At 40.3% G+C, this 14,405-nt stretch carries 13 protein-coding genes; 2 read left to right on the top strand and 11 right to left on the bottom strand.

What is annotated here, in order from left to right; all coding sequences use genetic code 11:
- Positions 1-213 precede the first annotated feature (213 nt).
- From FFM66_RS05000 to FFM66_RS04975, 6 genes are all read right to left on the bottom strand, one after another.
- Positions 214-1,131 carry an RluA family pseudouridine synthase gene (locus FFM66_RS05000; RefSeq protein WP_048605229.1) on the bottom strand — a complete coding sequence of 306 codons (918 nt, stop codon included), beginning with the start codon at positions 1,129-1,131 and terminating at the stop codon, positions 214-216.
- Entirely contained in the window at positions 1,124-1,591 is a 468-nt protein-coding gene (lspA, locus tag FFM66_RS04995) for a signal peptidase II (RefSeq protein WP_048605228.1), read from the bottom strand. The genes FFM66_RS05000 and lspA overlap by 8 nt, the downstream gene beginning before the upstream one ends.
- 26 nt (positions 1,592-1,617) lie before the next feature.
- Positions 1,618-2,298, bottom strand: coding sequence for a CBS domain-containing protein (locus tag FFM66_RS04990; RefSeq protein WP_048605227.1), 681 nt, complete (start codon positions 2,296-2,298; stop codon positions 1,618-1,620).
- On the bottom strand, positions 2,282-2,704 hold the full coding sequence (locus tag FFM66_RS04985; RefSeq protein ID WP_137605187.1) for a hypothetical protein: 423 nt from the start codon (positions 2,702-2,704) through the stop codon (positions 2,282-2,284). The genes FFM66_RS04990 and FFM66_RS04985 overlap by 17 nt, the downstream gene beginning before the upstream one ends.
- Before the next feature lie 217 nt (positions 2,705-2,921).
- Complete coding sequence (locus tag FFM66_RS04980) at positions 2,922-4,592, bottom strand: formate--tetrahydrofolate ligase (RefSeq protein WP_137605186.1); 1,671 nt, start codon at positions 4,590-4,592, stop codon at positions 2,922-2,924.
- Between the two features lie 158 nt (positions 4,593-4,750).
- On the bottom strand, positions 4,751-5,173 hold the full coding sequence (locus FFM66_RS04975) for an EbsA family protein (RefSeq protein ID WP_137605185.1): 423 nt from the start codon (positions 5,171-5,173) through the stop codon (positions 4,751-4,753).
- Positions 5,174-5,236: 63 nt separating this feature from the next.
- Between FFM66_RS04975 and FFM66_RS04970 the strand changes: the two genes are divergently transcribed.
- Positions 5,237-5,653, top strand: coding sequence for a ribonuclease HI family protein (locus tag FFM66_RS04970; protein ID WP_048605223.1), 417 nt, complete (start codon positions 5,237-5,239; stop codon positions 5,651-5,653).
- Here the strand turns inward: FFM66_RS04970 and cls are convergent.
- The 4 genes from cls to FFM66_RS04950 all read right to left on the bottom strand — a co-directional run bounded on the left by cls (position 5,633) and on the right by FFM66_RS04950 (position 12,457).
- On the bottom strand, positions 5,633-7,096 hold the full coding sequence (gene cls, locus FFM66_RS04965) for a cardiolipin synthase (RefSeq protein ID WP_048605222.1): 1,464 nt from the start codon (positions 7,094-7,096) through the stop codon (positions 5,633-5,635). The two genes, FFM66_RS04970 and cls, sit on opposite strands and share 21 nt — an antisense overlap.
- A 20-nt stretch (positions 7,097-7,116) precedes the next feature.
- Positions 7,117-8,265 carry a cation diffusion facilitator family transporter gene (locus FFM66_RS04960; protein WP_137605184.1) on the bottom strand — a complete coding sequence of 383 codons (1,149 nt, stop codon included), beginning with the start codon at positions 8,263-8,265 and terminating at the stop codon, positions 7,117-7,119.
- A 189-nt stretch (positions 8,266-8,454) separates the two neighbouring features.
- Positions 8,455-11,094, bottom strand: coding sequence for an alanine--tRNA ligase (alaS, locus tag FFM66_RS04955; protein WP_137605183.1), 2,640 nt, complete (start codon positions 11,092-11,094; stop codon positions 8,455-8,457).
- A gap of 310 nt (positions 11,095-11,404) precedes the next feature.
- Complete coding sequence (locus tag FFM66_RS04950) at positions 11,405-12,457, bottom strand: DUF7278 family profilin-like fold-containing protein (protein WP_048605219.1); 1,053 nt, start codon at positions 12,455-12,457, stop codon at positions 11,405-11,407.
- Positions 12,458-12,638: 181 nt separating this feature from the next.
- Between FFM66_RS04950 and FFM66_RS04945 the strand changes: the two genes are divergently transcribed.
- Positions 12,639-12,953, top strand: coding sequence for a GNAT family N-acetyltransferase (locus FFM66_RS04945; protein ID WP_307723025.1), 315 nt, complete (start codon positions 12,639-12,641; stop codon positions 12,951-12,953).
- A 74-nt stretch (positions 12,954-13,027) separates the two neighbouring features.
- On the opposite strand, the gene FFM66_RS04940 is transcribed toward FFM66_RS04945, so the two are convergent.
- Positions 13,028-14,371, bottom strand: coding sequence for a DEAD/DEAH box helicase (locus tag FFM66_RS04940; RefSeq protein ID WP_048605353.1), 1,344 nt, complete (start codon positions 14,369-14,371; stop codon positions 13,028-13,030).
- Positions 14,372-14,405: the final 34 nt, after the last annotated feature.

Here is a 14,405-nt window from a genome sequence, read left to right as displayed (position 1 = left end):
CTACCCGTTTATCAGGTAGGAGGTATGTTTTCAGAGCAACCACTGTATGTCCTTAGGCAGATTATTCTGTCTCCAAGGGTATACGGATGTCATCCAGCAAGGTGTGACAGTAGCGCACTACTCACACGTCTCACTCATCTCCTTCCTAGCCTCACAGGACTACATTAAAGGATAACTATTAAATTTTTTGTTAAGACAACGATACACTTTTTGTTATGAAAAAGCAATGCCTTCTCGTAATTTTTTTAAAGTTTTTTCAAAAATCTCTGGTAGAGGTGCTTCAAAAACCATTTTTTCACCGGTTCTAGGGTGAGTAAAGCCTAACAATTTTGCATGGAGAAATTGTCCATTGCCCTTCAATGTTTTACGAGGGCCATAGATAGGGTCCCCAGCAACTGGATAGCCAATATATTGCATATGAACTCGAATTTGATGAGTTCTCCCCGTCTCCAATTGTAATTCCACCAAAGTGAAGCCTTCAAATCGTTCCAAAACAGTGAAGTGAGTAGTTGCCGGTTTTCCCTCTTCCGTGACCGCCTGTGTTTTACGATCAACTTTTGAACGGCCAATAGGTGCTTCAATCGTGCCTTTTTCATGTGAAATCACACCATGAACTAATGCGACATACTTGCGCAAAGAAGTTTTTTCTTTTAATTGTTTAGCAAGCGCTTCATGTGCAAAATCATTTTTTGCAATCATCAACAAACCGGAAGTATCTTTATCGATTCGATGGACGATTCCTGGACGAACAACGTCATTGATGGTTGAAAGATCTTTTAACTGATAAAGCAGTCCATTTACCAACGTGCCATGGGAATGCCCTGCTGCTGGATGCACCACCATTCCTTGAGGCTTATTTACTACTGCAACATCCTCGTCCTGATAAACGATGTCAAGATGCAAATTTTCAGGAATCAGATCCAAGGTCTCTGGATCGGGAATCGTAATGAGGTATTTTTCACCCGCTTTGACTTTTGCATTGGCTTTGACTGGTACACCCTCTAATGAAACTGCCTGACTTTTCAGCCATTGTTGGATTTGGGAACGACTATAATCTGGCAAGCGTTCAGCCAAAATCTTGTCCAAACGCCCTTTTTCCTCTTGAATCGTGACGCTAATTTGTTTAGGCATGGGATTTCTCCTTCGTTTTTTCATCCCAAATGCTATAGATGAAAATCATGATTACTCCGATAACTAGCGACATATCCGCAACATTGAAAATCGGGAAATTGATAAAATCGGTTTGGAACATATCGACAACGTAACCTAAACGAACCCGATCAATAAAATTGCCTAATGCACCAGCAATAATCAAGGTCAGCCCAAAGGTAAAAAATTTGTTGCCGTGACGATTTTTAACTAACAGATAGCCACATACGCTGACAGCAATGATGGTTACGACAGCAAAAAAAACAATTTGCCCTTCCATCATGCTCCAAGCCGCACCAGTATTACGAATATGAGTTAAAGAAAAAATATTTGGAATGACGGTTTGACTTTCACCCAGCGCAAAATTCGCCACCGTCCACCACTTGACAATTTGATCCAGAATCAGAATCAACAAACAGGTAAGTAAATAAATGATTAACAAAAAATTCAACTCTTTTCTAAAGGGGTCTATAAATCACGAGGTCGAATGATACCTAAAAGGTTGCCATTCGGATCCCCATCTTTGGTAATTAAAATAGCTTCAATTAGTCCGTCACCATGAAACAATGTCTCGATTTCAGCAACCGTTGTTTCGGCGGAAACAAACCGGTAGTTCGTTTTTTTGCCGTCAGAAATAATCAAATCACGAGCAGTTCTCCCATTTAATTTGATTTCCCCCTTCAAGCTTTCTCGGGCAAACCAGTAACCCAACGCCCGTAAAGTAATCAAGCCTTCAAAACGCCCCTTCGTATATAAAGGAAACTGGGAATATTTCTCCTCCGCAATAGTCGCTAAAATATCTGTAATGGGCATTGAAATCTCAAATCCAGTCACATTTTTCCTGAAACGAGGCAAAACTTTTTCCGGTTGCAACAGTTCCTGTTCGATTTGTTTGATTTTATCAACTGCCCATTGATTCGGTTCAGCAATGATAAAATCTTCGTCAATTCGATCATGAACGATGGCGTTTCTAAGCTGAGCCATCTGCAAAAGATCTTCTGCATGATTGCCCACTGGCAAATTTCGCTGCTTGGATAAACGGCGCACCATTTCGCTAAATCCCATATTTCGGGGATTGCCTAAAATATCTCGCAACCACTTTTCAATTCGATTAAAACTTATTAAAAACGCATCAGCTTGTTTGGCCATTTTTATTCTCCTCACCTATACTATTGTTACGAACTTCTTTTATCACGTAGGCTTTTTGCAGAAAACGCCATAAAAAGAGAAAAAAGAAAAGGATTAAAATCAAACTTAGGATCAGACTTCTAAACATCAACGGTAAAAACAGCATCAGAATAAAAAACGCAAGATAAATCTGCACCATCTGAGGATTCATTTCGATAATTAGGTCCAATACCTCTTTTTGAGAATGAAAATGATACACTTTGCTTTTCAGGAGATAAAAAGAAACTTGGATTGAACAGCTGGCTGTCGGAATATCTTGTTCTTTGGTTTGATCATGATTGATAAAAAAAGCATTTTTATTCAAAAGAACTTTCAACGGACTGCCCATTCCATAAAATCCAGTTTTTCGAGTGACACGAACTTTCATGCTGAACCTCCTTATTATCCGGTACATACGGAAAAATTACAATAGAAAAATCAATCCTTGTTCTCTAAATGCCTGCATTTTGTTCATTTTATTACTACTACTCTTAGTTTAGTAGAGACAAGCAAAAAAAGCAAAAAGTCTGCGAAAGTCCCAAAACAACAGAAAAAAATCTGGTCAATTAAGTCCAGATTTTTTATCTTTACTATCCATTTATTCTTTAGAACAATCCAATTGCGTGTCCGTCTTCATCAACGTCCATATTCAAGGCGGCTGGTTTTTTCGGCAAGCCCGGCATGGTCATAACGTTGCCCGTCAGAGCAACAATGAAACCTGCACCTAGTTTAGGAATGAATTCCCGAATCGTCAAGGTGAAGTCCACTGGTGCACCCAATTTCGTAGGATCATCAGAAAATGAGTACTGCGTTTTCGCCATACAAAGTGGTAGTTTGTCCCATCCTTCCTTTGTGAATTCAAGCAGCTGTTTCCTTGCTTTAGGTGTGAATTGAACATCTGACCCACCATAAATCTCAGTAACAATCTTGCGGGCTTTTTCCTCAAGGGATAGTTGATTACCATACAAAGGCTGAAAATCGGTTGGTTGTACAGCAATCCCGGCAATCACTGCCTCTGCAAGTTCTGTGCCACCCGCACCGCCTTTTTCCCAAACTGCGGTTCGCTTAACTGTAACACCTAATTTTTCACAAGCTTCTTCGATCAATGTCATTTCGGCATCGGTATCCGTAAGGAACTCATTGATCGCAACAACAACTGGAATACCATAGCGTTGCATATTTTTAATATGTCGCTCTAAATTAACAAATCCACGGTCAACCGCTTCGACATTTTCTTGTTGTAACTCATCCTTCGCAATACCACCATGAAGCTTCAATGCACGAATAGTGGCAACGACGACAATCGCATCAGGTGCCTTTTTTAAATTAGGAACTTTGATGTCTAAAAATTTCTCTGCCCCTAAATCTGCCCCAAAGCCTGCTTCAGTAACGGTGTATTCCCCCAACCGCAACGCAAGTTTTGTCGCCATCACGCTGTTACACCCGTGAGCGATATTTGCAAAAGGACCGCCATGGACAAATGCCGGGGTTCCCTCGATGGTTTGAACCAGATTAGGTTTTAGTGCATCCTTCAGTAATAAAGTTAAAGCTCCCTCAACATTTAAGTCGGATACAAAAACCGGTTTTTTTTCAAAAGTATAACCAATCACGATTTTACTTAATCGGTGTTTTAAGTTTTGCAAATCAGTTGCTAAGCATAAAATCGCCATGATCTCACTGGCAACGGTGATATCAAAACCATCTTCTCGAGGAACCCCTTGAATTGGACCACCCAGACCTACAATGACCTGGCGCAAGGCACGGTCATTCAAATCTACTACCCGTTTCCAGATCACTCGCCGGGCATCGAGCCCCAATTCATTTCCCTGTTGGATATGATTGTCGATCAACGCCGCTAATGCATTGTTTGCAGTCGTGATAGCGTGCATATCGCCGGTAAAATGAAGATTGATGTCTTCCATCGGTAATACTTGCGCCTGTCCGCCACCGGTCGCTCCGCCTTTAATTCCCATTACAGGGCCAAGAGAAGGTTCCCGCAAGGCAATCACGGTTTTTTTATTCAATTTATTTAAGGCATCTGCTAAACCGATTGTTACGGTAGATTTCCCTTCACCGGCTGCGGTTGGATTGATGGAAGTGACTAGAATCAGTTTTCCTTCCGGTTGTTGTTCTAAGCGTTGAATAGCCGGCCAATCGATTTTTGCTTTGTATTTGCCGTATAACTCCAAATCATCTTCTGTCAAGCCAATTTTTTCAGCGATTTTTCTGATTGGCTGTAAGGCTGCTGCTTGTGCGATCTCAATATCTATTTTCATGAAGGAACCCCTTTTTTACGAACTATTTTCATTTTATCACTACTATTTGTTCAGTTATTTACCATTATAACGAAAAATAAATAAAAATACAGCAGAAATTTATGTATTTTATCAAAAAATCCCGCTCGTCACTGATGACAAGCGGGTCAAAGAAGGAATTAATCCTCGGATGGAGCAGACTGCTGTGAAAAAAGATCCGCTGAGACATGTTTTTCAAGTTCTTTCAGCAGATTGTCTCGCGTTTTTTTTCTCATCAAAAAATGATGAGTTTTATTCTTATAGGTCAGTTCTATTCCGTTTGGCAGTGAACAAATTTTCTGAATACCTTGGTAATAAAATCTGTCTCGCTTCCAAAAACGGGAATAATAAACTAACAGATAGGTCTCTTTAACAAAGAACCAGCGCAAAAAACCGATAATCGCCATAAAAAAGAAAAATAGCAACACCAGATTGCTTTTCCAATAAGGACGTGTATTTTCTAGCGAAAGTGTTAAACTATAAAAAAGAATCATCAGTGTAACTGACCAATAAATAATTGAAATGGATAATTCTGGTTGCCAATGGTATTTTTTTGCTTTCATTTACAATTCCTTTCAATCAACTTACACTATTTATTCTAACACAAAACAAGAAAAGGTGGTCAAATGATCAAAGCGTATATCGATGCCGCAACAAAAGGTGATCCTGGATTGAGCGGCGGCGGAATCTTATTGGTGGGTACAGAATTGCATCAGCAACATGCCCTACCATTACCAATTTTAACCAATCATCAGGCAGAATTCACGATTTTTCTGGAATTGTTGCAGTTGCTGCTTGAAAAGCAATGGCAGGATCAAACGATTATGGTCTACTCCGACAGTAAGGTTCTTGTTCAGACTGTAGATAAAAATTATACCGGAAATCCTGCTTTTCAGCCGATTTTTGAACAGATTCAGCAACAATTGCCGAAATTTTCTTTGCTGATTTTACAATGGATTCCGGAAAATCAAAACAAAGGTGCCGACCGTCTTGCCCGGCAAGGATTGCAAAAGGCTGTAAAATTACAAAATCGGCGACAATAATCGGGAAAAATTTTGTTTAAATCGCAGCCACCAGGACTGATTTTCAATGATTTCATCTGTCAAAAGGGTACAGTTCATCCGATCTTTTTCAAAGATTTCCTGCATTTGCTTGGTTATTTCTTCGTCATACACAAAGGCGCTGACTTCAAAATTAAGCGAATAGCTGCGAATATCTTGATTGGTGGAGCCAAAAGAAGAAATCAAATCATCCATGAGAATCGTTTTTGCATGTAAAAAGCCATTATTGTAGGAATAAATTTTTACCCCTCGCTTGTGGAGATAGTTGGCATAGTGCTGTGTTGCTCGGAAGATAAAGGCATGGTCTGGCATATCAGGAATCATAATACGAACATCTACTCCTGAACGAACCGCCACTAAAAGCGCGTTGATCATCGTATCATCGGGAATCAGATAAGGTGTTTGAATCCAAATTTTTTCTTCTGCTGCAAGGATCATTTTTACAAAGCCGCTTTTTAGAATTTCCTCTTCCGTTTCCGGGCCATCCGACACGATTTGCATGCTGACATTACCTTCTGTTTCCGGCAATACGAAATAACGATCTTCATATTCTAATTGATCGTCATCCTCTTGAACCGAGGCATTCCAGTCCTTAATAAAAATTTCCTGTAAGCTAAAACTGGCTGTTCCCACGATTCTGCCATGAGTATCCCGCCAGTAACCGAATTTTTCACTGCGACTTAAATATTGGTCACCAACATTAAAACCTCCTGTCCAAGCAATCCTACCATCAATTACCACAATTTTTCGATGCAGGTGATAATTTAAGCGGGTCTTTCGAATTAAATCCCGGGAGGTAATAAAAGGTGTCACTTTTCCTCCGGCGGCTACTAAAGGATCAAAGAATTTTGGACTTGAACCTTTTGCTCCCCACGGATCGAAGATTACCCGAACTTCTACCCCTTCTTTCGCTTTTTCCACTAATAAATTTAAAAAGTCATTTCCAATCTGGTCATCAAAAAAAGCATAATATTCAACATGCACATTGTCTTTCGCCTGCTTAATATCCGCAAATAATGCTGCAAATTTTTCTTTCCCATCGGTGTAAAACGACAAATCGTTCCCCTTCGCCAGAGGGGACTCCTCCACGTTGCGTAAATACCGTTCCAATAATTCAGAACCCGAAGTTTTAACGGTACGATGGTATTTTTTATTGTTTTGATGAATCAATTGATTGATTTCCTTGATTCGGCTCCGATGTTCTTGATTAAATCGATACACCGTTTCTCCGTCAATTCCTCGTCCGCAAAATAAATAGACCAAAAAGCCGATGACTGGAAAAAAGACCAACGTCAGCAACCATGCTAAGACACTGGTAATCGATCTCGGTTTGCGAAAAACCGTAACAATAGCCCCTAACGTATTGACAAGCAACAGCCCGGCAATCACCCAATTAATGATGGACATATCCATTTCAATAGTCATTTTTTTCTCCTACTTTTCATTTATAAAAGATAATTGTGATCAAACGTGATATCTAATTTGAATTTCCCAATGGAATGATTGATTGTTTTCTCCAACGTTTCACGAATCTCGTCATCAGAAAGACTGATTTTTTGAGGAACAACAACATCAAAGGACAGTGTACCGGCTTCAATGCGAAAATCATGGACCCGCAAATCAGGATCAATGCGAAACAGCAATTCTTTTAAGATCAGTAAATTACTTTGGTATTCTTCATCATGAATCGCCACTGGATCTAAATGACACACCAATGCTACATGTAAATGCGTCCAAAAGTCTTTTTCAATTGCGTCGATAATATCATGGGCATGGTTTAAACTCCAAGTTTCATCTACTTCGATATGGACAGAGGCAAAGCGTTTCTCAGGACCGTAGCTGTGAACCAACAGATCATGATAGCCTAAAATCGTCTGATAATTATCCAATCGCCGCTCCATTTCTTTGATTTCATTATCTGTGGGACGATTGCCCATTAGTTCATTGACAAATTCCCTAACCATCGACAACCCGCTGTACAAAATATACAGCGCAATCAACAGACCCACATATCCATCTACACGCCAACCAGTCAGCCCTTCAACCCCCGCCGAAACTAAAACCGCTACCGTGGTAATTACATCATTTAAACTGTCTTGAGAAGTCGCCTTCAAGGTTGTCGATTGAATTTTGTCACTGATTTTAAGGTACATTCGACTTTGCCAAAACTTGATTAAGATCGAAATCAGCAACACCAAAAAAAGCCATGGAGAGAGATTAAGATGGACCGGTTGGATGATTTTTTTGATCGCACTTGTTAAAAATTGAAATCCAACAACTGTAATGATGATCGAGATCACAAAGCCGCTGATATATTCAAACCGTTCATGACCATAGGGATGTTCACTGTCCGCTGGTTTAGCAGCCACTTGAAAACCGAATAAAGTTACAACAGAGGAAGCTGCATCGGACAAATTGTTGATGGCATCTGCCATAATTGAAACACTACGAGCAGAAAGCCCGATAAAAAATTTCATCAAAAATAAAAGCAGATTTGAAGCCAAGCCAAGACTGCCGGATAAAACACCATAATTTTTCCGTAACTTTTTGTCAGATGATTTTTTTTCAATGAGGTGTAAGAGTAAATTTAACATAGCTGTTCCTTCTAACTGATTTAAAGACTTCTTCTTATTGTACACTTTTGGCTGGTGAACCGACAAGTCGCAGCTCTAAAAATTATATAAAGATCCGTTTTATTGACAAAAATTAGGACAGCAATCCTAACAGTCGCTGTCTTCGAAAGACGTGTCGCTTCTGCTGGATTTACTGTCCCAAATAATCAATTAATTTGCCAGCCAGTGTTGAACTTCAGCTAATGCCTCCGCAATACCCTCTGGATTTTTCCCGCCAGCTTGGGCCATATCCGGACGACCGCCGCCGCCACCGCCAACTTTCGGTGCAATGGCTTTGATCAAGTCGCCAGCCTTCAATCCTTTTTGATTGGCACTTGCACTCATTGCCGCCAAAAGACTGACTTTTCCTTCATTGGCTGTTGCTAAAACAAGTACCTCTGAAGTTGCCTTTTGTTTCCATTGATCTGCTAATTGCCGCAATTGGTTCATGTCTTTAACCTTGACCTGTGCAGCTATATATGTGATACCATTGCTTTCTTTTACGTCTTGGAAAATATCTGCGGCTTGCTGATTGGCTAATTTGCTTGCCAGTGCTTCGTTTTCTTTTTGCAGTTCCCGCAATTGTTGTTGCAGTTGTTCTGTTTTCGAAACAACTTCTTTGATTTGCGGTGATTTCACAATAGCAGCGATTTCTTTTAGCTGTTGTTCTTCACTATGCAACAATTCAAAGGCTTCTTTGCTGGTCACAGCTTCGATCCGACGGACACCAGCACCGATTCCTGACTCAGAAACGATTTTGAAAATGCCGATATCTTCCGTGTTTGCCACGTGAGTACCACCGCAAAGTTCAATAGACCAGTCCGCAACGTTAACTACCCGAACGTCATGACCGTATTTTTCACCAAAAAGAGCCATAGCGCCCATGCCTTTAGCTGTATCGATATCAGTTTCAATCGTTACAACTGGCAGTGCTTCCCAGATTTTTTGGTTGACAATTGCTTCCATTTCTTGCAATTCTTCGGCAGTAACTTGTCCAAAATGAGTAAAATCAAAACGTAAATGACCCGGTGCTACCAAGGAACCTGCTTGATTGGCGTGATTGCCCAATACTTCTTTTAACGCTTTGTGCAGTAAATGAGTCGCTGTATGATTTTTGATGATTCGATTGCGACGGGCAACATTGACTTGCAAGAAATAGCGTTGGCCTTCTGCAAGTGGGCTGTTAACGGTCACTTTGTGTAAAAATTGACCATTTGGTGCCTTTTGTACGTCATGTACCGTGGCAACTAAATTGCCGTTTTCATCCGCAATGATTCCTTCGTCTGCAACCTGTCCACCCATTTCAGCATAAAACGGTGTTTCCGCAAAAATAAGTTGTGCTTCACCGGAAGAGATTGAGTCAATCAGATTTTCTTCTTGAATAATCACCAGCAGTTCGCTTTCTGCTTCATGGTGTTCATAGCCGACAAAGCGACTGGTTACTTTGATATCTGTCAATAGTGCTGACTGAACACCCATCGAATGTTCGGTACTGCGGGCAGCTCTTGCTCGATCACGCTGCGCCTGCATTTCTTTTTCAAAACCGGCGTGATCGACTTTCAGTCCTTCATCTTCAGCAACTTCTTCCGTTAATTCAACTGGGAAGCCATAGGTATCGTAGAGTTTAAAAATATCGGCACCGTCTAAAGTATCTGCTTTTTGTTTTTTGACTTGTGAAATAAGCTGAGTCAAAATTTCCAGTCCTTCATTGATGGTTTCGTGGAAACGTTCTTCTTCATTACGAACAACTTTTTCAATAAAAGCTTGTTGAGCCACTACTTCTGGGTAGTAGCTTTCCATAATTTTTCCGACAACCGGCACTAATTTATACAAGAAAGCCTCATCGATACCCAGTTTTTTTCCATGCATAACCGCCCGACGTAACAATCGGCGAAGAACATAACCACGCCCTTCGTTAGATGGCAACGCTCCATCACCGATGGCAAAAGATAAAGCTCGGATGTGGTCGGCGATCACTTTAAAGGAAATATCGGTTTGAGCCGTTTCACCGTACTTAAATTTTCCGCTTAAGCGTTCAGTTTCGTGAATAATTGGTAAAAACAGATCAGTTTCAAAATTCGTTGGTGCATTTTGAACGATGGAAACCATCCGTTCAAGTCCCATGCCCGTATCAATGTTTTTATGTGGCAGTGGTTCATAAGTATCGTCCGCTTTATGATTAAACTCAGAAAAGACCAAGTTCCAGATTTCTAAATAGCGTTCGTTTTCGCCACCAGGATAGTTTTCAGGATCATCTTCTGCGACATCGTTGTATTCTGGTCCACGATCGTAAAAGATTTCGGTATCGGGACCACTTGGACCAGCACCGATATCCCAGAAATTGTCTTCGATTTCAACAATATGCGCTAAAGGCAGGCCAACTTCTTCGTGCCAAATCCGTTTTGCTTCGGTATCTTTAGGATAAACCGTCACATAAAGTTTCTCCGGATCAAATGCCATCCATTTGTCATCTGTTAAAAATTCCCATGCCCAATGAATAGCTTCTTCTTTAAAATAATCACCAATTGAAAAATTCCCCAACATTTCAAACATCGTATGATGGCGAGCAGTTTTACCAACATTCTCAATATCATTGGTTCGAATGGATTTTTGTGCGTTAGTGATTCGAGGGTTTTCCGGAACGACAGAACCGTCAAAATATTTTTTTAAGGTTGCAACACCTGAGTTGATCCATAGCAAAGTAGGATCGTTGACAGGAACAAGCGAAGCACTTGGTTCAATCGTATGTCCCTTTGATTTAAAGAAATCCAAAAACAACTGCCGAACTTGTACACTGGTTAATTCTTTCATTTTATTTCCTTCTTTCTTTTTCTAATTGAAGATATAAACAAAAAAAGACATCCTTGCAACCCAAGGACGTGAACACGCGGTACCACCTTGATTGCAATGATGTCGAATCATTACCTCTTCAGCTCGTTAACGCAGAGACGCGTTGATATTTCTATCAAGAAGCATAAGGGAGCAATAAAAGCGTTTCTTATTCTTCTCTCAGCAATGAAGAACTTTCTGTAAAGAGTGACACTTGTTACCATGTCCTTATTCTTTTAAAAGTATAGGGCATCACCAAATGATTGTCAACGGCTTGCCAAAGATTCCTTTCCTATTTTTTAATCAGAATCGTTTTGCGATATAAAAATTCTGTCGGAGAAATCTCTTCTTCAACAGTGAGTTCACGGGAAGAACGGTAATACGTGGCAAAAGGCAACAAATCCAGTAAAGGAATACCGGAATTTTCCCACTGTTCCATTTTTAATTTGTTCCCGTCTGTCACCTCGTAACGATTCAGATGAGGAGAAAAAACTAAGCCAAACATATTTTCTCCCTTGATATGTTTTTTCACCTGATTGCCCCAATAAGAATCATCTGCATCCAGATCATTGCCCCAGCGAAATAGTCGGCGTGTGCCGCCACCTACCGCATATTCCCACTGCTCTTCTGTCAATAAATCGAAGCCGTTACGGCGAACCCGCTTGCGTAATTGTTCTTGGGTACAACTGGTATGTTCAAATACATAGTAATCGTCACTATTTTCCCCAAGTTCAAGATAATAGTGATCTTTTTTTAAATCTGTTTTTGGCAAAGACCAGGTCAAACTTTCTTCAAATGACTGTGGTGGAATAAATGTGGCTCGTATCGCTTCTTCCATTTTTTCAAATCGATCCACCTCACCGGTAAATTCTCCCGTGATTGTATTTAGGTTTCCTAAATAGGTTGTTCCAGCCGGTAAAGGAAACTTTTGAACCAGCATGGGAGGAATCACCGCTTTGCGAAGGTCAGAGGTTGAATGATTGACGAAGGCTTGCCAATCCTCACTGGTTTCCAGCTGATAACGTTTAATAAGCGCATTCATTTTCTCAGATTGCTTCTCTGGACGGGGGTGATTCCATGCGGGCGTTGGTAAGCCTTGGATGCCTAAATCCCAACCCAAGATTGCTTCTTGATTTCCCGGTACAAAAACAAAATGTTCATTATCAATTAAAATTTCAAAGGTACGGCACTTGATTCCCGCCAATTCAAAATCAACCAGTTTTACTTCGTTGATTTTTCGTAAAGGACTGACAAAATACATCAAGACTTGGCGAAACATCTGATTCTTCACTTCATCACTCAGGTTTTTCCAGTTGCTCCATTCTAACGATTCAAAAAAATCCATGACGACTCCTCTTTTCCAACTTACTATCTCTTGTTAGAATAAGTATAGCATGAAAAGGAGAAAAACAATGACCCAAATTCATTTCGGTAACACCCCTTGGCTACAAGCAACAGCCTTTTATTTACGCTATTCAGTATTTGTATTGGAGCAAAATATTTTACCAATAGATGAGTTCGATTAGTTGGATCAATCCGATCGAAATTATTTCATCGCAATGACAAAAGGAAAACCTTCCGGTACGATTCGCTATCAAAGAAAAGGAAAACAGCTGCAACCGGATCGTTTCTGTATTCTCAACGAGTTTCGTCACCAAGGAATTGGTACCCAACTGATTAGAGCTTGTGAAAACAGAGGAAAAAGTGAAGGGTGCAGCATTTCTCGCTTGTCTGCAGAAACAAGTGCAGAATCTTTTTATAAAAAATTGGGGTATCAGCGAGTGTCATCGCCTTTTTTTGAAGATGGTATCCTTTGTGTGACAATGGAAAAAAAGCTTTAAACAAAAAAACGGAGTTCGCTCAAGAAGGAAAGCTTAAAGAGAACCTTCCTTTTTAAGAGCAAACTCCGACTCAATTATTTACTGGAATCTTTTTTATTTTTGCGAATGGCGCGACCTTGCTGCCGGCGTTCGACTTTTCGTTTCTGTTTATTGCTTTTATCAACTGCCCATTGAATTTTTTTCTTGTAGCCGGGCTTGATTTTTTTCTTCTTCTTTTTCACCAAACCAATCAACGTTGGGTCCAACTCATCTCGAGATTTTTCCCGCTTTTGTCGCCGATTTCGATCATAACCGTCAACGATTTCATCATTCTTGATTTCTTTTGGTTTAAAAACGACTCCGGTTCCTTCAATATCGCTGATAGCTTTTTCATCAGCCGGGTCGTATAACGTAATAGCTGTTCCAGGCAGATTGTTTCGTCCTGTTCTTCCAACTCGATGGATGAAGAAATCCAAATCAGCCGGAATTTCTGCATTAATTACATGAGAAACACCTTCAATGTCGATTCCTCTTGCGGCTAAATCAGTCGCAACTACATATTGATATTCCAAATTTTGGACTTGCCGCATAACCCGTTTCCGTTCTCTTGGAGGAACATCTCCGTGAATTTTGGCTACCCGCAGTCCCTTTTCTTTTAAGTAATCGGTGATTTCATCTACTCGCTGTTTTGTATTTGCAAAAACAATCGCCATATATGGATGACCCACTGTTAATAATTGATAGATCAATCGATTTTTATTTTTTCCTTTAGTCGAAATCAACCAATTATCAATCGTTTCGGAAATGACTGCTTTGGGCTTGATTTCTTCAATTAACGGATTTTGCATGTATTTTTTCAAAAAAGGACGCAATTTTTCTGGAATTGTTGCGGAAAATACTAGCATTTGCAATTTTTCAGGCAAACGTCCGGCGATTTGATCTACCTCAGCTAAAAAGCCCATGTCTAATGTCATGTCTGCTTCATCGACAACAAATGCTTTTGCTGTATGAACAGAAAGCGCCTGTTCATTCATCATGTCTAAAATTCTTCCTGGTGTTCCAATCACTACTTGTGGTTGTTGGTGCTTCAAGCGATCTAATTGTCGCTGTTTATCTGTACCGCCAACAAAATTTGTGACCCGAATTTCAGGATCAGAAAATTGTGCAATCTGTTTGGCTGCTTGATAAATCTGGCTGGCTAGTTCACGACTTGGTGCCGTGATCACCACCTGAACTTCCTCCCGTGAATCAATCAAATCAAAAAGTGGAAGCAAAAAGGTATGGGTCTTTCCACTACCTGTTTGAGACTGTCCTACGACACTCCGTCCTTTTTGAATAACGGGAATCAATTTTTTCTGTACTTCGGTCGGCTCGCTAAAGCCTTTATCTGCTAATGCAGTCATAATAAATGGTTGGAAATTAAATTCTTCAAAACTCATCTGAGCACCTTCTTTCATTAGATATTCCTTGGGC

Source organism: Enterococcus songbeiensis (assembly GCF_005405265.1).
Classification (GTDB): domain Bacteria; phylum Bacillota; class Bacilli; order Lactobacillales; family Enterococcaceae; genus Enterococcus_C; species Enterococcus_C songbeiensis.
This window is presented reverse-complemented; position numbering and strand designations above follow the sequence as displayed.